The sequence below is a fragment of the Microbulbifer rhizosphaerae genome (assembly GCF_014191725.1).
Classification (GTDB): domain Bacteria; phylum Pseudomonadota; class Gammaproteobacteria; order Pseudomonadales; family Cellvibrionaceae; genus Microbulbifer; species Microbulbifer rhizosphaerae.
Genome location: NZ_JACHWZ010000023.1, coordinates 15,639 through 37,493, shown reverse-complemented (window position 1 = coordinate 37,493; position 21,855 = coordinate 15,639). Strand labels below are relative to the sequence as shown.

18 protein-coding genes are annotated in these 21,855 nt (G+C 60.8%); 13 read left to right on the top strand and 5 right to left on the bottom strand.

Annotation, left to right across the window (positions count from 1 at the left end; genetic code table 11):
* Window positions 1-15 precede the first annotated feature (15 nt).
* Together FHS09_RS18990 and FHS09_RS18985 are read right to left on the bottom strand one after the other, a co-directional pair.
* Entirely contained in the window at window positions 16-702 is a 687-nt protein-coding gene (locus tag FHS09_RS18990; protein WP_183462876.1) for an OmpA family protein, read from the bottom strand.
* 155 nt (window positions 703-857) lie between these two features.
* Window positions 858-998, bottom strand: a complete 141-nt coding sequence (locus tag FHS09_RS18985; protein ID WP_183462874.1) for a hypothetical protein — start codon at window positions 996-998, stop codon at window positions 858-860.
* A 188-nt stretch (window positions 999-1,186) separates the two neighbouring features.
* Between FHS09_RS18985 and murJ the strand changes: the two genes are divergently transcribed.
* From murJ to ispH, 6 genes are all read left to right on the top strand, one after another.
* A complete protein-coding gene (murJ, locus tag FHS09_RS18980) occupies window positions 1,187-2,800 on the top strand; it encodes a murein biosynthesis integral membrane protein MurJ (RefSeq protein ID WP_183462872.1) in 1,614 nt (537 codons plus the stop codon).
* A gap of 90 nt (window positions 2,801-2,890) precedes the next feature.
* Window positions 2,891-3,862 carry a bifunctional riboflavin kinase/FAD synthetase gene (ribF, locus tag FHS09_RS18975; RefSeq protein ID WP_183462869.1) on the top strand — a complete coding sequence of 324 codons (972 nt, stop codon included), beginning with the start codon at window positions 2,891-2,893 and terminating at the stop codon, window positions 3,860-3,862.
* Between the two features lie 110 nt (window positions 3,863-3,972).
* Entirely contained in the window at window positions 3,973-6,777 is a 2,805-nt protein-coding gene (gene ileS, locus FHS09_RS18970) for an isoleucine--tRNA ligase (protein WP_183462867.1), read from the top strand.
* Window positions 6,770-7,285 (top strand): signal peptidase II, encoded by a 516-nt coding sequence (gene lspA / locus FHS09_RS18965; protein ID WP_183462865.1) that lies wholly within the window; start codon window positions 6,770-6,772, stop codon window positions 7,283-7,285. The genes ileS and lspA overlap by 8 nt, the downstream gene beginning before the upstream one ends.
* A gap of 1 nt (window position 7,286) precedes the next feature.
* Complete coding sequence (locus FHS09_RS18960) at window positions 7,287-7,727, top strand: FKBP-type peptidyl-prolyl cis-trans isomerase (RefSeq protein ID WP_183462863.1); 441 nt, start codon at window positions 7,287-7,289, stop codon at window positions 7,725-7,727.
* An 82-nt stretch (window positions 7,728-7,809) separates the two neighbouring features.
* A complete protein-coding gene (gene ispH / locus FHS09_RS18955) occupies window positions 7,810-8,742 on the top strand; it encodes a 4-hydroxy-3-methylbut-2-enyl diphosphate reductase (protein WP_183462861.1) in 933 nt (310 codons plus the stop codon).
* Between the two features lie 51 nt (window positions 8,743-8,793).
* On the opposite strand, the gene FHS09_RS18950 is transcribed toward ispH, so the two are convergent.
* Entirely contained in the window at window positions 8,794-9,318 is a 525-nt protein-coding gene (locus tag FHS09_RS18950) for a GspH/FimT family pseudopilin (protein ID WP_183462859.1), read from the bottom strand.
* A 199-nt stretch (window positions 9,319-9,517) separates the two neighbouring features.
* Here FHS09_RS18950 and FHS09_RS18945 point away from each other — a divergent pair, with 199 nt between their 5' ends.
* Genes FHS09_RS18945 through FHS09_RS23170 form a run of 6 tightly spaced genes read left to right on the top strand, consistent with a single transcriptional unit; the run spans window position 9,518 to window position 16,912 of the window.
* Window positions 9,518-10,033, top strand: a complete 516-nt coding sequence (locus FHS09_RS18945; RefSeq protein WP_183462857.1) for a GspH/FimT family pseudopilin — start codon at window positions 9,518-9,520, stop codon at window positions 10,031-10,033.
* 10 nt (window positions 10,034-10,043) lie between these two features.
* Entirely contained in the window at window positions 10,044-10,493 is a 450-nt protein-coding gene (gene pilV, locus FHS09_RS18940; RefSeq protein ID WP_183462855.1) for a type IV pilus modification protein PilV, read from the top strand.
* A 12-nt stretch (window positions 10,494-10,505) separates the two neighbouring features.
* Window positions 10,506-11,579, top strand: a complete 1,074-nt coding sequence (locus FHS09_RS18935) for a PilW family protein (protein WP_183462975.1) — start codon at window positions 10,506-10,508, stop codon at window positions 11,577-11,579.
* A gap of 13 nt (window positions 11,580-11,592) precedes the next feature.
* On the top strand, window positions 11,593-12,135 hold the full coding sequence (locus tag FHS09_RS18930; RefSeq protein WP_183462854.1) for a pilus assembly PilX family protein: 543 nt from the start codon (window positions 11,593-11,595) through the stop codon (window positions 12,133-12,135).
* Between the two features lie 22 nt (window positions 12,136-12,157).
* Window positions 12,158-16,483, top strand: coding sequence for a pilus assembly protein (locus tag FHS09_RS18925; protein ID WP_183462852.1), 4,326 nt, complete (start codon window positions 12,158-12,160; stop codon window positions 16,481-16,483).
* A 15-nt stretch (window positions 16,484-16,498) separates the two neighbouring features.
* Window positions 16,499-16,912 carry a type IV pilin protein gene (locus tag FHS09_RS23170; protein ID WP_183462850.1) on the top strand — a complete coding sequence of 138 codons (414 nt, stop codon included), beginning with the start codon at window positions 16,499-16,501 and terminating at the stop codon, window positions 16,910-16,912.
* A gap of 94 nt (window positions 16,913-17,006) precedes the next feature.
* Here the strand turns inward: FHS09_RS23170 and FHS09_RS18915 are convergent, their stop codons facing one another.
* Window positions 17,007-18,431, bottom strand: a complete 1,425-nt coding sequence (locus tag FHS09_RS18915; protein ID WP_183462848.1) for a sigma-54-dependent transcriptional regulator — start codon at window positions 18,429-18,431, stop codon at window positions 17,007-17,009.
* A gap of 46 nt (window positions 18,432-18,477) precedes the next feature.
* Window positions 18,478-20,073, bottom strand: coding sequence for a sensor histidine kinase (locus FHS09_RS18910; RefSeq protein WP_183462846.1), 1,596 nt, complete (start codon window positions 20,071-20,073; stop codon window positions 18,478-18,480).
* 117 nt (window positions 20,074-20,190) lie between these two features.
* On the opposite strand from FHS09_RS18910, the gene FHS09_RS18905 reads away from it, so the two are divergent.
* A complete protein-coding gene (locus tag FHS09_RS18905) occupies window positions 20,191-21,816 on the top strand; it encodes an NAD+ synthase (RefSeq protein WP_183462845.1) in 1,626 nt (541 codons plus the stop codon).
* Window positions 21,817-21,855 lie beyond the last annotated feature (39 nt).

Below are 21,855 nucleotides of genomic sequence, written 5' to 3'. Positions count from 1 at the left end.
CGCGGTCCCGGGGGTTTAAAAATTCCCGGCCATGGACTCCGGCAGGCTGAAGTGGATATCCACGCGGCGCTCCATCGCGTAGGCGTCCGCGTCCCCGCGGGGGGCCTGGGACTGGCTGGCACCCAGGGCGCGGCGGTTGATGCGGCCGGAGTGCACACCGAAGGTCTCCAGGGCGCGCTGCACGGAGAGGGCGCGCTGGTCGGAGAGGACGTTGTTGTAGCCGTCGCTGCCGCGGGGGTCGGCGCGGCCCTCCAGGTGCACTTCGACCTGCGGGTGGCGCTGGAGGAAATCCGCCAGCGCAGACAGCTGGTGTAACTGCCCCTCCTGCAATTGGTCGTCACCGGTGGTGAACAGCAATTGGAACTGGAGGGAGTCCACAGCCAGCTCGCTGGCGTCGTTGGCCGACAGGCGGGCTGCGTCCAGTTGTTGCGCCAGGGTGCTCAGCTCTGCGCGGCTTTCGGTGAGTTGTGATGCCAGCATAGTCGCCTCTTCTGCCTGTTCAATCTGCTCGCCCAGCCAGGCCCCGCCCAGGGCGCCGGCGATAAATCCCACCGGGCCTCCCACGGCGGCGCCCGCGATGGCGGCGCCGGTGAATACGGTGGCCTGCTTGGCCTGTGTCAGTTTCGATCCCTGGAATTCCTCCGCCTGGGCGCCGGTGGTGATCAGGGAACCCAGAGCTACGGCCATCAGTGCTTTTTTCATGATTTGTCTCCTTGCGGTCTTTTGTCTCTCTCGATCTGGGCCAACTCTGTATTCCGGCCCGGTCGAGGCTTATTTAAAAGCCGCAAGACGGCACTGGCGTGGCGCCAGTGGGACAAATCTGCGCTCAATTGTGGCGAAATATGGCGATGGGGATGTCAGCGGTATCGGCGGCGGTAGCGGCGGTCCCGGGGGGCTTCGATGCGCACGCGCACACGTTGAGGGCGGGGTCCGAGCGCTACCGCGGCATACAGCAGAATTGCCAGCGCCAGAGCGATAATCAGTGCGTTGATGGTCATCCGTATCTCCTTACGCCGCCATTCCATTGGGACGCGCCACTAGCTCACTGTGAGTATAGTGTCCGTATACGTTTCCAGTAGGGAACTGGGCCGGGCCACGCCGGGCCGGGCCACGCCACGCCAGGCCGGGCCGAATTGCGGTAGACTTGCCGGCCACCGAACAGTGACCCGATTAAGGAAAGCCCGTTTTGTCCCAGCCCCCAGACACGCCGCAGAAGCCCAGCGAGAAGTCCGGCGCCGCCAGGCTGTTGCACGGCAGTTCTATCGTCGGGGGCGCCACTTTCCTGTCGCGGATCGCGGGGCTGGCGCGGGATATCGTGGTGGCCCGCTTCGTGGGCGCCAGCGATGCCGCCGACGCCTTTATCGTGGCCTTCAAGATTCCCAATTTCTTCCGCCGCCTGTTTGCCGAGGGGGCCTTTGCCCAGGCGTTTGTGCCGGTGCTGGCGGAGTATCGCAAGCGTGGCGGTATCGCCGCGGCCCGTGAGCTGAACGACCGGGTGGCCGGGGCTCTGGGAGGCTCTCTGCTGATGGTCACCCTGTTCGCGGTGGTATGCGCGCCGCTGGTCACCGGCCTGTTCGCCTTCGGCTGGTGGTGGCACGGCTCCGAGCAGGAGAAGTTCGCCCTGGCCACGGAGATGCTGCGCATCACCTTCCCCTATCTGATGCTGATATCCCTGACCGGTTTCGCCGGTGCGGTGCTGAACAGTTTCGACCGTTTTGCGGTGCCGGCTTTGACACCGGTATTGCTCAACCTGGTGCTGATCGCCGCCGCCACGGTGGCCGCGGGGTGGTTCGAGCCGGCGGTGCTGGCCCTGGCCTGGGGAGTGTTTGCCGCCGGGGTGGTGCAGCTGCTGTTCCAGGTGCCTTTCCTGGTGCGCCAGGGACTGCTGCCGCGGCCGCGCTGGGACTGGGAGTACCCGGGGGTGCGCAAGATTCTGCGACTGATGGCGCCGGCGATCTTCGGTGTGTCGGTGACCCAGATCAGCCTGCTGCTGGACACCTTTCTGGCCTCATTCCTGCCCAGCGGCAGTGTCAGCTGGCTCTACTATTCCGACCGCCTGACTGAGCTGCCACTGGGGGTTTTCGGCGTGGCGGTGGCCACGGTGATCCTGCCCAGCCTGTCCCGCCAGCACGCGGACGGCGATCCGCGGCGCTTCCGCCACACCCTGGACTGGGCCCTGCGCAGCGTGACCTTGATCTCGCTGCCGGCGGCGGTGGCGCTGATCGTGTTGGCGGAGCCGCTGCTCACCACCCTGTTCCTGCACGGCGACGAGATGACCGTGCGGGATATGCAGATGGCTGCCTGGTCCCTGCGCGCCTACTCCCTGGGGTTGCTGGCATTTATGTTAATCAAGGTGCTGGCCCCCGGTTATTTCGCCCGCCAGAATACCTATACGCCGGTGCGTTTCGGGCTGATCGCCATTTCCGCGAAGATGGTGCTGAGCCTGGCTCTGGTGATTCCCCTCAACTATTACTTCCGGCTCGGACATATGGGGCTGGCCCTGGCTACCGCGGCGCAGGCGGCGATCAATGCATGGCTGTTGTACAAGGGGCTGCGCCGGGACGACGTCTACCGCCCGGAAGCCGGCTGGGGCCGCTATCTGCTGCGCCTGCTGTTGGCCAACCTGGCGATGGTGGCGCTGCTGCTGGTGGCGCTGCACTACTGGCCGGAGTGGAGCGACTGGTCCTGGTGGCAGCGCGCCTGGCGGATGGGGCTGCTGGTGGCCGCCGGCGCCGGGACCTATGTACTGGTGTTGTTGGCATCGGGGTTGCGACCGCGCCACTTCCGCGCCACCTCGTAAGGGGCTGTCGGTGTGCACGGTGCACCCTACGCCACCAACCACTAATCCGCTATACTGCGCCGCTTGTTTTATGAGGATGGGAAGAGCACCTTGGCCCCCGAGCGCGAACTGATTCGCGGGTTGCACAACCTGCGTCCCCGGCACCGCGGCTGCGCGGCCACCATCGGCTCGTTCGACGGTGTGCACCTGGGCCACCAGGCGATTATCGCGCAGCTCAACCAGCGGGCGCGGGAGTCCGGGCTGCCCTCTGTGGCGGTGATCTTCGAGCCCCAGCCCCACGAGTACTTTTCCGGCGAGCGCGCGCCGGCGCGGCTGATGCGTTTCAAGGAGAAGGTGCTGGCGCTTTTCGACGCCGGGGTGGACCGGGTGCTGTGCTTGCAGTTCAACGAAAAGCTGCGCAACCTCAGCGGCGAGGCGTTTATCCAACGCATACTGGTGGACGGCCTGGGAATCAGACACCTGGTGGTGGGCGACGATTTCCGTTTCGGCTGCGATCGCAGCGGCGACTATAAGCTGTTACGAGAGGCCGGTGCCGACGCCGGCTTCTCGGTGGAGGACACAGCCACGGTGGAAGTGGCGGGCGCGCGGGTGAGCAGCACACGCATTCGCGAGGCGCTGGAGGACGGCGATTTCGCCCTGGCGGAGGCGCTGTTGGGCAAACCCTACCGGATTACCGGGCGGGTGGCCCGCGGCCGCGCTTTGGGCCGCCAGTTGGATGCGCCCACCGCCAATGTGCGCCTGCACCGCTATCGCTCGCCGCTGGTGGGGGTGTACACGGTAAAGGCGCGGCGTACCGACGACAGGCCGCTGGAGAGGGAACGCAGGGAGCTCGCCGGCGTGGCCAATGTGGGCTTCCGTCCCACAGTGGAGGGCGAGGGTGCACAACCGCTGCTGGAAGTGCACCTGTTCGATTTCGATAGCGACCTGTACGGCCGCGAAATCGCTGTCGAGTTTTGCCACAAGCTGCGCGACGAGGAGAAATTCGCCTCCCTGGAATTGTTGAAGGCGCAGATCGCCGCGGATATCCGCGATGCCAAAGAGTGGTTCGCCAATCACCCATAAGGGTGGAAGAAAGTAGGATGGGCAAAGCGCAGCGTGCCCATCAAAACCGCCGAAGATGGGCACGTCGCTGCGCTCCTTTGCCCATCCTACAGAGCTAAGCAATACACCCGATGACCGATTACAAAACGACCCTGAACCTGCCCCATACCGAGTTTCCCATGCGCGGCAATCTGCCGCAGCGGGAGCCGGCGATTTTGCAGAAGTGGCAGCAGGGCAAGCTCTACGAAAAGATCCGCGCGGCGCGCGCCGGTCGCGAGCAGTTTATCCTGCACGACGGCCCGCCCTATGCCAACGGTGATATCCATATCGGTCACTCGGTCAACAAGATTCTCAAGGATATTATCGTCAAGTCGAAAACCCTGAGCGGCTTCGACGCTCCCTACGTGCCCGGCTGGGACTGCCACGGCCTGCCCATCGAGCACCGGGTGGAAAAGAAAATCGGCAAGGCCGGCGCCAAGGTGGACTACAAAACCTTCCGCCAGAAGTGCCGCGACTACGCCGCCAGGCAGGTGGAGGGGCAGAAAAAGGATTTTATTCGCCTGGGCGTGTTCGGCGACTGGGACAATCCCTACCGCACCATGGATTTCCAGTTCGAGGCGGACATCGTCCGCGCCCTCGGCCGTGTGGTGAAAAACGGCCACCTGGCGCGCGGCTTCAAGCCGGTGTACTGGAGCGTGGTGGGCGCCTCTGCGCTGGCGGAGGCGGAAGTGGAGTACCAGGACAAGACCTCCTACTCCATCGACGTCTGCTACCCGGTCACTGAGGAAACCGCGCTGGCGATCGCCGACGCGGCCGGTGGCCACGCGGGCGACGGTCCACTCTCCGTGGTGATCTGGACCACCACTCCCTGGACCCTGCCGTCGAGCCAAGCGGTTTCAGTCAACGGCGAGTTGGAATACGTGGTGGTGCAGGCCGGCGACCGGCGACTGCTGGTGGCCAAGGATCTGAAAGACGCGGTACTGGAGCGCGCGGGCCTGCAAGGCGAAGTGGTGGGCCATATCCGCGGCGCGGCACTGGAACATTTGAAACTGCACCACCCTTTCTACGACAAGCTGGTGCCCATCGTGCTCGGCGACCACGTCACCACCGACGCCGGTACCGGCTGCGTGCACACGGCCCCGGACCACGGTCCGGATGACTTCGTGATGGGCAAGAAGTACGGTATCGATACGCTCAATTACGTGGATGAGAACGGCGTCTACCGCGACAGCGTGCCCATCTTTGCCGGCGAGCACGTGTACAAGGTGGACGAAAAGATCGTCGCGCTGTTGCGGGAAAAAGGCGTGCTGTTGCATCAGGACAAGCTGGTGCACAGCTACCCCCACTGCTGGCGCACCAAGACGCCGCTGATTTATCGCGCGACGCCCCAGTGGTTTATCAGCATGCAGCAGAACGACCTGCTGGATCACGCGCGGAAAGCCGCGGACGAAGTGCACTGGATTCCCGGCTGGGGCAAGGCGCGCATCGACGCCATGCTCGATGCCAGCCCGGACTGGTGTATTTCCCGTCAGCGCACCTGGGGCGTGCCCATCGCGCTGTTCGTGCACAAAGAGACCCACGAGATTCACCCGGATACCCCGGCGCTGATGGACAGGGTTGCCGAACTCGTGGAAGCCGGCGGTATGGATGTGTGGTTCGACCTGGACCCGCGCGAACTGCTGGGCGACGACGCGGAGCACTACCAGAAAGTCACCGACACCCTGGATGTGTGGTTCGATTCCGGTGTCACTCACTACGCGGTGTTGGAGCGCCGCGACGGCCTGCGCTTCCCCGCGGATCTGTACCTGGAGGGCTCCGACCAGCATCGCGGCTGGTTCCAGTCCTCGCTGAAAACCTCCATCGCCATCAACGATGCCGCGCCCTACAGGCAAGTGCTCACCCACGGTTTCACCGTGGACGCCCAGGGCCGCAAGATGTCCAAGTCCATCGGTAACACAGTCGCGCCCCAGGACGTGATCAACAAGCTGGGCGCGGATGTGCTGCGTCTGTGGGTGGCGGCCACCGATTTCAGTGGAGAAATGGCGGTATCCGAGGAAATTCTGAAGCGCACCGCCGACTCCTACCGGCGCTTGCGCAACACCGCTCGCTTCTTCCTCTCCAACCTTGCGGGCTTCGATCCGCAGAAGGACCTGTTGCCGGAGGGAGAGCTGCTGGCGCTGGACCGCTGGGCGCTGGACGCGGCCGCGCGTCTGCAGGACGAAATAATCGCTGCCTACGACAACTACCAGTTCCACCAGATCTACCAGAAGTTGCACAACTTCTGCGTGGTGGAGATGGGCGGTTTTTATCTCGACATCATCAAGGACCGCCAGTACACCACGCGGGACGACAGCGCCGCGCGCCGCTCGGCGCAGACGGCGCTCTACCATATCGTGCAGGCGTTCGTGCGCTGGATAGCGCCGATCCTCAGCTTTACCGCCGAGGAGCTGTGGCAGTTTATTCCCGGCAACAACCGCGACAGCGTATTTCTCGAGGAGTGGTACCCACTGCCGAAACTGCCGGCGGATGCGGCCATGGGAGCGGACTACTGGGCCGCCATCGCCCGGGTCAAGACCGCAGTGAACAAAGTGCTCGAAGAGCAGCGCGGCGCCGGAGCGCTCGGCGGTTCCCTGCAGGCGGCGGTCACCCTGTTTGCCGACGACGACCTGCGGGAAAAACTGTGCGAACTGGAAGACGAGCTGCGCTTCGTGCTGATCTGCTCCTCCACTTCGGTGCAGAGGCTCACGGACGCCGCAGGCGCCGAGGCCACCGAGCTGGCCGGACTAAAAGTTAATGTGCGCCGGGTGGATCACCCCAAATGCGCGCGCTGCTGGCACTACCGTGAGGATGTGGGGGCTGACCCGAAACACCCGGAAATCTGCTCCCGCTGTGTGGAAAACGTCGCGGGCGAGGGCGAGGTGAGACGCTATGCGTAAAATCCTGATGCCGCCCTGGCGCTGGTACTGGCTGGCGCTGGTGGTGATCGGCCTGGATATCGCCACCAAGGTGTGGGCAGTGGAGCAGTTCCGCTTCGGCCCGCCGTTGCAGATTATTCCCGGTTTGCTGCAATTCACCTATGCGGAAAACACCGGAGCCGCCTTCAGTTTTCTCGCCGACGCCGGCGGCTGGCAGCGCTGGTTCTTCGGCGCCATCGCGCTGGGCTTCAGCGCCATGGTCAGCATATGGCTGTGGCGCCTGCCGGCGGCGAAGCGCTGGGAGCCTTTTGCCCTGGCGCTGATTCTGGGCGGCGCTGTCGGCAACCTTTGGGACCGGATGCTGCTGGGTTATGTGCGGGATTTTATCTCCGTGTATTACGGCAACTGGAGCTTCCCGGTATTCAATGTGGCGGACATGGCCATCAGTGTTGGTGCCGCCATGCTTGTGATCGAACTGCTGTTCTTCGCCGAACGCGGCAAGGACTCGAATGAGAGTGCGGAAGTCTGAGATGAGCAACAATGTGATCGGCGAACACAGCCGGGTGACCCTGCATTTCAGTCTGCAACTGGACGACGGCACCGAAGTGGATTCGACCTTCGAGGGCGATCCGGCCACCTTCCTGGTGGGCGACGGCAGCCTGCTGCCGGGCTTCGAGCGGGCGCTTTTCGGGCTGAAAACCGGGGATGAGGCGGAGATCGAAATTCCCCCGGAGCGGGGCTTCGGCCAGCGCAACCCCAGCAATATCCAGAAAGTGCGCCGGGACCACTTTTCTCCGGATATCGAACTGGAGCCGGGTCTGGTAATCTCTTTCGACAACGGTAGCGGCGAACTGCCTGGAGTAGTCCGCGAGGTGGGCGAAGATGAAGTCACCGTGGACTTCAACCACCCGCTGGCCGGGCAGACGCTGAACTTTCACGTAAAAATTATCGAGGTGGCCTCGATCCAGTAGGAGCTTCCCGGGAACGCGGAGCTCCAGCTCCGCACGCGGGCCAAAGGCCCGCCCGAGGTGAAGCCGGAGTATTGAACCAAATATGCAAATACGTCTCGCCAATCCCCGCGGCTTCTGCGCCGGCGTCGACCGCGCCATCGATATCGTCAATCGCGCGCTGGACGTATTCGGTGCGCCCATCTATGTGCGCCACGAGGTGGTGCACAACAAGTTCGTGGTGGACAGTCTGCGCGAGCGCGGTGCCGTATTCGTGGACGAACTCTGCGAAGTGCCCGACGACGTGATCGTGATCTTCAGCGCCCACGGTGTATCCAGGGCGGTACAGCGAGAAGCCGGCGAGCGCGGCCTGAAGGTCTTCGATGCCACCTGCCCGCTGGTCACCAAAGTGCATATGGAAGTGAGTAAGTTCAGCACCGACGGATCCGAGTGCATCCTGATCGGCCACCAGGGTCACCCGGAAGTGGAGGGCACCATGGGCCAGTACGACACCAGTGCCGGTGGCAACATCTACCTGGTGGAGGACGAAGAGGACGTGTCGAAACTGCAGGTAAGGAATGAAAACGACCTCACCTACGTCACCCAGACCACCCTCTCCATGGATGACACGGCAAAAGTCATCGATGCCCTGCGCGCCCGCTTCCCGAATATCCGCGGCCCGCGCAAGGACGACATCTGTTACGCCACCCAGAATCGCCAGGATGCGGTCAGACAACTGGCCTTGGAGAACAACCTGGTGCTGGTGGTGGGCAGCCCCAACAGCTCCAACTCCAACCGCCTGCGCGAACTGGCCGAACGCTGCGGGGCCAGCGCCCAGTTGATCGACGGCGCCGCCGATATTGATCCCGCCTGGCTGAATGATGTGCGCTCCATCGGCATTACTGCCGGCGCTTCGGCCCCGGAAGTGCTGGTGCAGGAAGTTATAGAGCGGCTGCAGCAGTTGGGCGCGGAACTGCCGCAAGAGATGGCCGGATGTGAGGAAAATATCCGCTTCTCCCTACCGAAAGAACTGCGCTAATACCCGGGACCGCGGAACTCCAGCTCCGCTCGCGGGCCGCAGGCTCGCCTGTCAGCTGTCGGGAGGGGAACAGTCATTTGCATCCAGTTTACCGGTACGCAATCTCCCGCTGCGAAACAGTATCAGCGAATACCCCTGGCTGTTATCAGCAGTACAGACCTCTATGGTTCCTGCCTGAAAGGCTCCCATAGCCGACCCCACCTTCCGGCTCTCTCCAGTCCCGATGAACGACACATAATTGCTCACTGGTGTATTGGCCTCGAAGCGCACCGATTGCAATGACCCGCTTGAAAACAAAAGCTGTTCTCCGTCATCGAACACCCCATTGTTGTTGTCGTCGGCAAACGCTTGCCATCCCGACTCCCATCTGCCGAGATTGCGTAGCGTCACCCGCTGATTGCGACTCACCGCAGCAGCGCGGGTCAGTTGGATAGCGTTGCGCAGTTCCTCGGTGTTGGCCGAAAGTCGACTGTTCTGGATAACCTTGGAAAAACCGGGCAGCCCGACAGCAAGGAGAATTGCCAGTATCGCCAAAGCGACAAGTAGTTCGAGCAGCGTCAATCCCTGTTCACGCATCCCATCCCCCTCTTTGGATTTTAGACCTATGTCTCAGTTTGATTCCCGTTTGATCCTGTTATGTAGCCGCCTGTCGGATCTTCGTAGTTCGCCTGATAAAGCTCTGATAGGTTTCGGGGACTATAACGCCACCGTCGCGCGGGCATCCAGCCATGACCGTACAAGTTTGATTAGTAATTAAGCAAAAATGAGCTGTCTTATGGGACAAAAACCACAGGTACTGCAAGGGCAGGGGGGCTTTACCCTGATCGAACTGATGGTAACCATCGCGGTGCTCGCCATCGTCGTCACCATCGCAGCCCCGAGCTTTACCACCATGATCAACAACAACCGCTCCATCGCCTTGGGTGAGGAGCTGGTTACCGCGCTCAACTACACGCGCGCCGAAGCGGTAAAGCGTGGACAGAGCGTATCCATCTGTGCGAGCAGTGATGGTGCGACATGCACGGGCACCTGGACCGACGGCTGGATAGTGGCCGATATCGATGACAATGTGCTGCGCCACTGGCAGGCCCCTAATGCCGGTGCAGCCATTGCGGTCACCCGCGGTGGCAATAACATCACCTCTATAAGTTATGCCCGCCTCGGCACCCTGGACCCAGCTACGCAAGTGAATATTGTCTCCAGCATCAATGGTTGCGGCAGCAATGCCGCACGCACTATTACTATTGGTCCGGCGGGACTGATTAATGTGGCCCGTAGCAACTGCTCATAAGGGAGTGAATATGAATTTCATATCCAGCCAGCGTGGCGCCGGCCTGATCGAGGTGATGGTCACAGTGCTGATCCTGTCCACTTCCCTGCTTGGGCTGGCCGCACTGCAGAACCGCTCGCTGCAGTACAACCACAGCGCCTACCTGCGCTCCCAGGCTAATATCCTCGCCTATGACCTGTTCGACCGCATTCGCATCAACCGCGAGAATATCGGTAGCTACGCGCTTGCAATCGATGCAGATCCGCCAACAGGCAGCTTGTTGGTGCAGGAAGACCTGCGCGAATGGCGGCAGAACATTGCAAGCGCCTTGCCCAGTGGTGTGGGCGGCATCAACTGCACTGCGGCTCGCGTATGCACGGTAACCATTCAGTGGTCCGAACAGGATGGCTCGGGTGTGGCCGATGCGAACGGCCTGGTTGACGCTGGTTTAAGCAGTTTCCAATACACAACGCGGATTTAAAGGTTGCCGGTTATGCGCAAGCAACGAGGTATATCGCTCGTAGAATTGATGATCTCCATTACCATCGGCCTGATACTGATGACCGGGGTAGTGCAGCTGTTCCTTTCCAGTCGGGCCACCTTTACCACCCAGCAGGCCATTTCGCGGGTGCAGGAAACGGGGCGTCTGGCGATGGAGTTTATGGGGCAGGATATCCGCATGGCCGGTTATATGGGCTGCATGAGTCGGAATCTGAGCTTCACCAATACTCTGGATATGAGTGGTGCGAATGCTGGAGCCCTGTACAGCTTTGATGTGGGAATTGAAGGTTTCGATTTCGGCACTGATAACGACAGTGGTGATGCAACCCTGCCAACTGGGTATCCAGCCGCTATTTCCGGGACCGACGTACTTGTCGTGCGCAGTGCCAATGGCAATGCCATCGGAGTTGTGCAAAATAATGATTCCTCACAACTATTTGCCGAGGATACCGGTGTGGTTGCCAATGGTTGTGGAGCGGGACAAAGCAGTTTTAGCGGTATGTGTATAGGCGACATACTTGTAGTTTCCGACTGTCAGAAAGCGCGGGTATTCCAGACTACAAATCTGCAGCAGACGGGCTCTGCGGGCACTTCAATCAACGTGGTTCATTCCAACGCTGATGCCACTCCTGGAAATGAAATTTCGTCCTGGGGGGGGAATTCCAATCCGGAAGAAACCTTCGGTCCGGACTCGGAAATCATCAGGGTCAATACTACTGTCTACTATATCGCTCAGGGTACTTCAGGGCGTAACAGTCTATTTCAGCAGGTAGGAAGCCAAACATTGGAGCTGCTGGAAGGTGTCGAGGATATGCAATTGTTGTATGGACGCGATACGTCCAACGATGGTGTTCCGGACGACTACGACACGGCTACGGAAGTTGGCACCGATTGGGATTCTGTGGCCAGTGTGCGCATTCAGCTGTTGGTTTCCAGCACGGACGATAATGTGCTGCAGGAGCAGCAGCCTTATACCTTCAACGGCACCGCTGTGAACGATCCCGGCGATCGCCGCCTGCGCCAGGTCTTTATCAACACTATCGGCATCCGCAGCCGCCTGCCCTGATAGGGAGTTCGTCATGAAAAAAATATTACTACCGTCCTCTAAGATTACAGTCCAGCGCGGCGCCACCCTGCTGGTCGGCCTGATCATGTTGCTACTGATGACCGTAATCGGCCTCGCCGCCATGCGCGGGAGCGGAATGCAGGAACTGATGGCGGGTAATATGCGCGACCGCAACCAAGCCTTCCAGGCTGCGGAGGCAGGGTTACGAGCGGGAGAGGATGTATTGAACGGGGCTACTCTGCCCACGTTCAGCGCCACCAATACGAACGGCTATGTGAAAGATCTGGTCGGCAGCCGGAGAACCGGCTTCTGGGACGATTACAGCTGGAACGCCTCGGCGACAACCAATATGAGCCTTCCCGATGTGGCCGGCCAGCCGCGTTTTGTGATCGAAGAAGTGACTAATACGGTTGTAAATGCAGGTTCCGAGGGCGGTGCCATTGATTTTGCGAGCAGCCTGAAAGCCGAGGATATTGTTTTTTACAGAGTGACCAGCCGCGGCGTCGGTGGTACCAGCAATGCGGTGGCGATAGTGCAGTCCACCTTCAAGCGATAGATCCGGCTGAGGAAGAATATTCATGTTTTATAAGGCAATAAAAACAAAATTCTGCTCCGCGCTGGCGGCGGCCGTTTTCAGCCTGGGTGTTGCTCACAGTGCTGTGTCATTGGAGCTGGCGCAGACGCCGCTGTTCCTGTCGCAGCCGGTGCGTCCCATTGTCATGTTGAATATGTCCAATGATCACCAGTTGTACTTCAAGGCCTATGATGACTACACGGATCTCACTGGACCGGGAGGCGAGCGGGATGGGGTGGCGGAGACCACTTACATTAATAGCTATAGCTATTACGGTTACTTCGATAGCGGCAAGTGTTACAGCTATGAATCCGGCGTCTTTGTGCCCAAGGCGATAACGGCAGATCACTACTGTGATGCGGTCGATGGGGACTGGAGCGGCAACTTCCTCAACTGGGCCACCATGACGCGGATGGATGCAGTACGCAAGATTCTGTACGGCGGCTTCCGTTCCACTGATGAAGCCTACAATGAGGCTAACCCGAGCGCCGAAGTCAAAACAGTGCTGGAACGCGCCTTCCTGCCCAGCGATGCGCATTCCTTTGCCAAGTATTACAACGGTACGGATATCGCTAAACTGACACCTTTTACTGTGACGGGCGGATTGCCAGATACCGCGGATACCGGCATCACCCTTTGCAATACCACTCCGGCCACCAGTGGCTATTCACAGGCTGCCACCGCAGCGCCGACGATCCGGGTGGCGCAGGGTAATTTCTCCCTCTGGGCCAGCAACGAGCGCTGGCAGTGTTTGTGGGCGGAGGAGCAAGACGGACATAACGACAATGACCCGGCCAAGTCGGGGATTTACGCTTACCCCAACAGCCCCACAAAGGACGACACGAGAGTGTGCGTTTGGCGGTGGAATAACGGTTTCTGTGGGGCTTGGGAAACTGTCCTTGGCAGCAAACTAGGGGGGGGAGATTATACCGCCCGGGTTCAGGTCTGCAGGAATGGCCTGGAGGAGGACAACTGTCGCGATTATCCCGATGGCACCAAGAAACCCTCCGGATTATTGCAGCGCTACGGCGAGCACGGCGACATCCACTTCGGGCTGATGACCGGCTCCTATGGGCAGAACAAATCCGGCGGTGTGCTGCGCAAACAGATCGGTAGCATGGCAAATGAGGTGGCGGTAGACGGCGATGGCACCTTTACCGAAGCGAGCGGTATCATCGACACGCTAAACCGGCTGCGCATTTACGGTTATTCCTATGGCGAGGGCACCTATAACGCCGATACCGATGGCGATAACGATAATTGCGATTGGGGCATGAACAGCTTTACCGATGGGAGTTGTTCCAACTGGGGCAACCCGCAGTCGGAGATTTACCTGGAATCCCTGCGCTATCTGGCTGGTAAGGAGGCACCGGATTTCGCCAGCGACGATTCCGGCCGCATCAGCGGCCTCACCAGCGCCTCCTGGAATGACCCCATCTCCTCGCAGAATTATTGCGCCGCGGTGAGTGTTCTTCAGTTTAACGCCTCCACCAGTTCCTACGACGCGGATCAGTTGAGCGGTGCCAGCGACCTGGGCATCGCGAGCGTGAACCATTGGACCGACCTTGTGGGCGCCGCTGAGGGCATTCGCGGCAGTAACTATTTTGTCGGCGAAAACGGTACCGACAACAACCAGCTTTGCACCGACAAGCAAGTGGGCAATCTCTCCTCCGTGCGCGGTACCTGCCCGGACGCGCCGCGCCTTCAGGGGTCCTACCAGATTGCCGGCCTCGCCCACTACGCCCGCAAGGAGGGTATCCGCGACGACCTCCCCGCTCCGGTCACAGTGCAAACCTACGGCGTGGCCCTGGCACCGGCGGTGCCCAAGGTCACAGTCAAGGTACCCGGCAGCGCGCAGCAAGTTACTATCCTGCCTGCCTGCCGCAATAGTAGTGTCAGTGGCAACTGCGCCATCGTGGATTTCAAGATCGCCGAGCAGAGCGCGGACGGCACCAGCGGCAAGCTGTACGTGAACTGGGAGGACAGCGAGCAGGGCGGCGACTTCGACCAGGATATGTGGGGCGTGATCGACTACGCGGTAACTGCCACCACGGTTACCGTTACCACCGAGGTAATGGCCCAGTCCACCCCAAATTCCATGGGGTTCGGCTATGTGATCAGCGGTACCACCAATGATGGTTTCCATGTGCACTCTGGAGTGAACGAGTTTTCCTACGGGTCCTGCAACGGTGATGATTGTACTTGTAGGCGAACTGACGAAGGTGATGGTTGGGATAGCGATAGCGCCTGCACCATTGCCACGGCGCGCAGTGCTCAATATAGCGTTGGAGCCTCCACTGCCGAACTGCTGGAGCTGCCCCTCTACTATGCCGCCAAATGGGGCGGCTACAGCGACTCCGTTGAGGGCGTTTCACCCACCGATGCAGAAATTGCCGCAAGCGAGGCGGGAACCTATTTCTACGCGATCGATCCGGCACAACTGGAAGAGGATCTGGGCAATGCGTTGGATCAGGTGATCGGTGGCGCTGGCTCAGCATCTTCCGTGGCCGCCAACTCCACCCGCCTGGGTACCGATACGGTGATTTACCAGGCGCTGTTCGACAGCGCAAAATGGAGCGGGGAAATCAAGGCCGTACAGCTGCAGGCGAATGGCAGCCTCGCCAGCAGCCCCACCTGGAGCACCAAGGATGCGGACACCTTTGCTGCCTACGGCACGCGAAACATATATACCTACACCGATAAAAACGGGGACGGAACCCCAGAGTACCTTCCGTTCACATGGGACAACCTAAGCACTACCCACAAGGCTCTCTTGTCCGGCAACGATGGGGATGCGGTAGGACAGGAGCGGCTGGAGTGGGTCCGCGGCAAAAATGTATCGGACATGCGCGCACGAACGACGGTGCTCGGAGACATCGTCAACTCCAGCCCGGTATATGCGGGACAGCAGGATTACCGCTTCGATCGCCTGTCGGAGGAGCTCGGTGGTACCACCTATGCCGCTCACGTAAGTAGCAAGCAGGATGCGAACCGCCCCGAAGTACTCTATGTAAACGCCAATGACGGCATGCTGCATGGATTCAACGCTGCGAATGGTAACGAGTTGTTTGCCTATATTCCCTCCGGAGCCTATCCCAAGCTGAAGAGTATGACGGAGGTCAATTATGGCTCTGCAAACAATCCGCACAAGTACAGTGTGGATGGACCTCTGTTTGTGGGGGACGCCTATTTTAATTCGGCGTGGCACACCGTTCTGGTGGGCACCTACGGCGCTGGCGCCAAGGGCCTGTTCGCGCTGGATGTGACTAATCCCGCCAGCCCGAGTTTGCTGTTCGAGCTGGACGGAACCAATCTGGATATCGGCAATATCCTGGGGCAACCGCTGGTGGCGCCGACCGCTGACGGCTGGAAGGTTATTCTTGGCAACGGTTATAATTCCGGTAATGGGCAGGCAAAACTGATCATTGTGGACTTGGATGATCCAACGGATATCGAGGTCATTGCCACTGACGGCAGCACCAGCAACGGTCTCGCCGGCCCTTCATTGTTGACCAACAGCGAGGGCGTTGTAACGGCGGCCTATGCGGGCGACCTGGTGGGCAATATGTGGAAGTTCGCCGTTGCTAACAATGGCAGCTGGGGCTTGGCCTATACCCAGGGACAGAATAAATATCCTTTGTTTAAGGCGCAGGACGACAGCGGCAACAACCAGCCGATTACCTCTGCCCCCACGTTGGGTATCAATTCCCAGATGAACAACGCGATCATGGTCTATTTCGGCACTGGCCGTTACCTGACCAGTAGCGATAATCTTGTGGACGAGAATACTGTTATCAACAGCTTTTATGCCATCGCCGATACTGGTGAGCGTGTGGAATTGACGGTAACTGATGGTGTGCCGGATCGCGATTCCCAGTTGCTGGAGAAAACTATAACGCAGGGCAATGGCGTGCGCACAGTCTCCAGTAATACGGATACCACCTGGTGGGAGAGCAAACGTGGCTGGTATATGGATTTGGTCCCCAGCGGCGAGGCTACTCCCACTGGCGAACGGGTGATCAGCAAGCCTCTGCTGCTGTTCGACCGCCTGCTGTTCCCGACTCTGATCACATCCAACAACCCCTGTGCCTTCGGCGGCAGTGGCTGGCAGATGGAACTGGTGGCGGTGGGAGACAAGTACGTGGGGCACTCCATATTCGGTGAGGACGGTATTGAGCAGGAATACGCCATAATCGGTTATTCGGAGCTCATCCGAGGTGGCGAGAAGGCCTACCTTCCCACCAGCGACATCAAGGGTAAGATAGAGGTCCCCGAGGGAACTCTGCCTTCGGAAGCGGTGGGCCGCATGTCCTGGCGTCAGTTGCGTTAATTACTAGAGGTGGCTATGAAAAATAAAAGAAAATCGGAATCCGGCTTTACCCTGATCGAGCTGATGATCGTGGTGGCGATCATCGGCATTCTTGCCGCGATTGCCTATCCGTCTTACCAGGAGTCGGTACGCAAGAGCAATCGCGCTGATGCCAAGGCGACCCTGAATGATTATGCGCAGCGTCTACAGCGCTGCTTCACCGCCTACAGCGCCTATGACAGTGGGAACTGCACCTTGGCGGGCCAGATCGACGGCGCAACTCTGGAATCCCCGGAAGGCTTTTACGATGTCGGCGCCACGACACTGACTGCAACCACGTACACTCTGCAGGCTACCCCAAAGGGCTCCCAGGCGGCGGACAGCTGCGGTAACCTGACCTTGGATCACACTGGTGCCCGCAACGCCACCGGCTCCGGCGACTGCTGGTAGTAGCCGTAGAGCCTGCTTCAAGCGAATATCACTGGGTTTTGTCCTTGCGTGTTTGTTCGCCTGCAAGCAGGCTCTTACAGCTGGACTCTTCTGGCTACTCCAATCCCAACTTCTTTAACCGATACCGCAAAGACCGAAAGCTGATCCCCAGTTTCTGCGCCGCGGCCGTCCTGTTCCAGCGGGTCTCCGCCAGCGCTTCTTCGATCGCACTCCGCTCGATATTTTGCAGAAACTCGTCCAGAGACCGGTAGTGGCTTGGGTCGAACTGACCCGGGTAGAGTTCCATAGTGGTGGAGTGTTGTGGAATCGCCTCTGCGACGGCGTCTTCCGGCGTCGGCGTCGGCGAGGGAGTGGGCTCCCGGTCGAGCAGCAGGTCCTCCGCGCGGATAACCCGCTGGTCGCTGAGGGTGAAGGCCCGCTCCAGGGTGTTTTCCAACTGGCGCACATTGCCGGGAAAGGCGTACTTTTTCAGTGCGTCGAGCGCCCCGCGGGAAATCTGCGGTGGGGCGACGCCGGCATTATCGGCGATGCGCTGCATGATGGTTTCCGCCAGCAGCGGAATATCCCCGGTCCGCTCCCGCAATGGCGGTACGGCGATTTCAATTACATTGATTCGGTAGTAAAGGTCGCTGCGAAAACTACCCTCCGCAACTTCCCTGGTCAGATCCTTGTGGGTCGCGCTTAGAATTCGCACATCAATGGGAATTTCCTGGCTGGCTCCTACGGGGCGGATGCTTTTTTCCTGGATGGCGCGCAGCAGTTTGACCTGCATGTCCAGCGGCAGGTCTGCCACTTCATCCAGGAACAGAGTGCCGCCGGCGGCGCTCTGGAATAGGCCGGGTTTGTCTTTATGGGCTCCGGTAAAACTGCCTTTCTTGTGGCCGAAGAATTCACTTTCCATCAGTTCTGCGGGAATGGCCCCGCAGTTGATGGGAACGAAGGGCTGTTCGGCGCGGGCGCCTTGGGCGTGGATGGCGCGGGCCACCAGTTCCTTGCCGGAGCCGGACTCCCCGCTGATGTAGACGGGCGCATCGCTGCGGGCCACCTTGGCGATCTGTCGGCGCAGGCGATGCATATTGTCCGATTCACCGAGCAATAGCTGTGAGGAATCGCTTTCCTGGAGTGGCTGGTTTTTTTTTCGCCCGAGACGCAGTGCCAGCTGTACCAGGCTGCGCAGGCGCTCCAGGTCTACCGGCTTGCTGACAAAGTCGAAGGCGCCCATTTTCAGCGCGCGGATGGCCGATTCCATATTGCCGTGGGCGGTAATGACGGCCACCGGTAATCCACCGTCCCCCCCGCTCTCCTGTATATGCCGAACCAGTTGCAGGCCGTTGCCATCCGGCAGTCGCATATCCGTGAGGCAGAAATCATAGTTGTTGTCACGCAGCAATTGCTGCGCATCGGAGAGAGTTGCGGCGGTGTGGCAATGCACCTCCATGCGCCGCAAGGTCAGGGTCAGCAGTTCGCAGATATCCGGCTCGTCGTCGACGACCAGTGCCAGTGATTGGCGGTTTGCCATGGATACAGGTTCTTATTGTTGCTTCTTGTTGCTTTCGAAGTCCAGGTTAGAAAACTCTGTTCGAATGAGCGAATTCTACCCTGAAGCAGCTTTTGTTGTCTGCGTTGCGGCAGTAAAACAGGTTTGCCTGATTCGCTTCGCAGAGTTCGCGGGCGATGTACAGGCCAAGGCCGCTGCCGCTTTGCCCGGTGGTAAAAAAAGGTTCAAAAATTTTGTCCCGGTGTTCCGGCAGCACGCCGTTGCCGCTGTCGATCACGTCCAGTACGGCGCAGTCCGTACTTTCCTGGTAATAAGCGGCGAGTTCCACTTCGCGTCGGCCCACACCCGCGTGGGAGTGTTGGAGCGCGTTGTTGCACAGGTTAGTGACCACTTGGGCGAGTTGTTGCGGATCAAAGCGCGCGGTTACCGGCTGTAGCGGGCATTGTAACTTAATACTGGCGTCGCTCGGCGCGCCGGCACGGAAGTCGACGATAAACTGTTCCAGCCATTCTCGCAGGTTCTGTAACTGCGGTGCAGCGGCGCGGCGGCGGGACAACTGCATGACATTTTCCACGATCTGGTTCACCCGATGGCTATGGCGGCAGATAATTTGCGTCAGGTGTTTGTCTTCGTCGCTGAGCGTTGTCGATTCCGAGAGCAGTTGTGCGGCGTGACTGATGGCGCCGAGCGGGTTGCGCACTTCGTGGGCGATAGAGCCGGTGAGGTGTCCGAGGGAGGCCAGCTTCAATTGTTGAGCCGCCTGGGTGAGCTTGCGGTGGTCCTCGATAAATACCAGGGTGCTGTCGCCGTTGTCGCGGCGGAGGTTGGCGAAGCTGAGCCGTAGTTCACTGCCGTTCGCCAGTGTGAGCAGTACGCTGCTGACGGCCGGGTTGCGGCGCCACTCGCGTATGGCCTGCCGCAGTTCCGCCTGGCGGCTGCCACCTGGCTGCAACTGTTCGCCCAGCAGCTGGCGCGCGGCGCGGTTGATCAGCTCCGCCCTGTCGGCGGTGTCCATCACCAGCACGCCGGTGCGCATGCGTTCGATGATCTGCTGTGCCAGGCGCTGGAGGTGCGCCGCCTGGCGGCTCTGTTGGTCGGCGCGCAAGGTGGCGGAGCGGATGCGCCCGGACAGGTACTGCAGGGCGCTGACGGTGGCGAACAGCAGTATGCCGAGGCTGCCGGCGGAGACGATATCCTGGGTCGCCGAGTGCCCCGCCAGCAATCCGTACAGCTGCTGCCCAATCACCGCGATACTGGCCACCGCGGCGAAGAAGGCGCCCATGCGCCGGTCCAGCAGCATGGAACCAACCGAGCAGGTGATCAGCAGCAGGTAGCCTAGGCCGGAATTGAGGCCGCCGCTGGCCTGTATCAACAGCAGGAAGACGAGGATATCGCAACCCAGGATCAGGCCGACCTGTCCAGCTTCGACGCGGTATGCGAGGCGGTGCAGGTGCAACAGCCAGCCGAAGTTGAGCGCGGCGTAGGCGATGGCGGTGTTGAGGTAGAGCGCCGGTGCGTCGGCGCCCACGGCGCCCTTGCCGATGTCCGAGGCGAAGATGCCCAGCAGTACCAGGGCGATGGCCACGCGGTAAAAGGCGTAGACCCGCAACAGTTCGTGGTGCTGGAAACTGAGTCCGCTGGTGGCCGGTGCCGCACTGTTCAAGGTGTTGTTCTCAAGGCGCAGTTCTCAAGGCATTGTTTCTCGTTGTTTTGCCCGTCAGTACTGTCGTACCCCGACGCAGCCATTACAATAGCGGCCTCACTGGTCCGAGGTCCGAAGATGTCTACTTTGCAGCTAGTGCTGGCACAAATCAATTCTCTGGTGGGGGATATCCCCGGCAACACCGCGCAGGTGGTGGAAGTGGCGCGGCGCGCGCACCGGGAGTACGGCGCCGACCTGGTGCTGTTCCCCGAGCTGACCCTGTGCGGTTACCCGCCGGAAGACCTGTTGCTGAGGCCGAGTATGTACCGGCGCATCGAAAGCGCCCTGGCCCAGCTGCTGGCGGCGGAGCTGCCCTGCGCGGTTCTGGTGGGCTATCCGCGCGCGATCGACGGCGCCGTATTCAATATGGCGGGCCTGATCGAGAACGGCGAGCTGGTGGCCGAATACGCCAAGCAGAAGCTGCCCAACTACCAGGTGTTCGACGAGATGCGCTACTTCGTGCCCGGCGACGGGCCCTGTGTGGTGGATATCAAGGGAATCCCCACCGCGATCACCATCTGCGAGGACCTCTGGCGCCCGGAGCCGATGGAGCAGGCCGCCGCCGCCGGCGCCAAACTGATGCTCAATATCAATGCCTCTCCCTTTCACCGGGGCAAGGTGGGTGAGCGCCTGCAACTGATGGGAGAGCGGGCACGGGCCGGAAAAATGCCGGTAGTGTACTCGCACTGGTACGGTGGCCAGGACGAACTGGTATTTGACGGCGCCTCCTTCGCCGTGGACGCCCGCGGCGAGCTCCGCGCGCGCGCGCCGGAGTTCGTCGAGAACCTGCTGCCGGTCACCGTCGAATGGAATGGCGGCGAGGCCACCCTGCGGGGAGAGATAGCGCCGGCGCTGGAGGACCTGGCCTCGGTCTACCAGGCCCTGGTGCTGGGGGTGCGCGACTATGTGAACAAGAACGGTTTTAACGGCGTGGTGCTGGGGCTGTCCGGTGGCATCGACTCGGCGCTGACCCTGGCCATCGCCGTGGACGCCCTGGGCGCGGAGCGGGTGGAGGCGGTGATGATGCCGTTCCGCTACACCTCGGACCTGAGTAAGAACGACGCCGCCGACCAGGCGCAGAGGCTCGGCATCCGCTACCGGGTGATCAGTATCGAAGCCATTTTCGACGCCTGCATGCAGGCGCTGGCGGAGGAGTTTGCCGGCAGTCCGCGGGACACCTCCGAGGAAAACCTCCAGGCCCGCGCCCGCGGCATGCTGCTGATGGCGATCTCCAACAAGAAGGGCGCCATGGTACTCACCACCGGCAACAAGAGCGAGCTGGCGGTGGGCTACGCCACTCTCTACGGCGATATGGTGGGCGGCTACAACGCGCTCAAGGATGTGCCCAAGACACTGGTCTTTGAACTGGCCCGCTACCGCAACACCATCTCCCAAGTGATCCCGAAGACGGTGATCACCCGTCCGCCGAGCGCAGAGCTGGCACCGGACCAGGTGGACTCGGACAGCCTGCCACCCTACGACCAACTCGATCAGATCCTCAACCTGTACATCGAGCGCGATTGCAGCGCCGAGGAAATCATCGCCCGGGGCTTCGAGCGCGAGACAGTGGAGCGGGTGGTGCGGCTGGTGGACCGCAACGAATACAAGCGTCGCCAGGCGGCGGTGGGGGTGCGCATCTCTGAGCGGGGCTTCGGTCGCGACCGTCGCTACCCGATCACCAATGGCTGGAAGGCGGGGGAGTAGGGAGAGGTAAGTGGCCGGCAACCTACACCGGCCACTCGA

What these genes read in the sequence shown, in the direction of transcription:
- FHS09_RS18915 (WP_183462848.1), bottom strand. Translation starts at nt 18,431, where the DNA reads ATGGCAAACCGCCAATCACTGGCACTGGTCGTCGACGACGAGCCGGAT.
- FHS09_RS18930 (WP_183462854.1), top strand. Translation starts at nt 11,593, where the DNA reads ATGAAAAAAATATTACTACCGTCCTCTAAGATTACAGTCCAGCGCGGC.
- lspA (WP_183462865.1), top strand. Translation starts at nt 6,770, where the DNA reads ATGCGTAAAATCCTGATGCCGCCCTGGCGCTGGTACTGGCTGGCGCTG.
- FHS09_RS18990 (WP_183462876.1), bottom strand. Translation starts at nt 702, where the DNA reads ATGAAAAAAGCACTGATGGCCGTAGCTCTGGGTTCCCTGATCACCACC.
- FHS09_RS18935 (WP_183462975.1), top strand. Translation starts at nt 10,506, where the DNA reads ATGCGCAAGCAACGAGGTATATCGCTCGTAGAATTGATGATCTCCATT.
- pilV (WP_183462855.1), top strand. Translation starts at nt 10,044, where the DNA reads ATGAATTTCATATCCAGCCAGCGTGGCGCCGGCCTGATCGAGGTGATG.
- ispH (WP_183462861.1), top strand. Translation starts at nt 7,810, where the DNA reads ATGCAAATACGTCTCGCCAATCCCCGCGGCTTCTGCGCCGGCGTCGAC.
- FHS09_RS18950 (WP_183462859.1), bottom strand. Translation starts at nt 9,318, where the DNA reads ATGCGTGAACAGGGATTGACGCTGCTCGAACTACTTGTCGCTTTGGCG.
- ileS (WP_183462867.1), top strand. Translation starts at nt 3,973, where the DNA reads ATGACCGATTACAAAACGACCCTGAACCTGCCCCATACCGAGTTTCCC.
- FHS09_RS18905 (WP_183462845.1), top strand. Translation starts at nt 20,191, where the DNA reads ATGTCTACTTTGCAGCTAGTGCTGGCACAAATCAATTCTCTGGTGGGG.
- FHS09_RS18925 (WP_183462852.1), top strand. Translation starts at nt 12,158, where the DNA reads ATGTTTTATAAGGCAATAAAAACAAAATTCTGCTCCGCGCTGGCGGCG.
- FHS09_RS18985 (WP_183462874.1), bottom strand. Translation starts at nt 998, where the DNA reads ATGACCATCAACGCACTGATTATCGCTCTGGCGCTGGCAATTCTGCTG.
- FHS09_RS23170 (WP_183462850.1), top strand. Translation starts at nt 16,499, where the DNA reads ATGAAAAATAAAAGAAAATCGGAATCCGGCTTTACCCTGATCGAGCTG.
- FHS09_RS18945 (WP_183462857.1), top strand. Translation starts at nt 9,518, where the DNA reads ATGGGACAAAAACCACAGGTACTGCAAGGGCAGGGGGGCTTTACCCTG.
- FHS09_RS18960 (WP_183462863.1), top strand. Translation starts at nt 7,287, where the DNA reads ATGAGCAACAATGTGATCGGCGAACACAGCCGGGTGACCCTGCATTTC.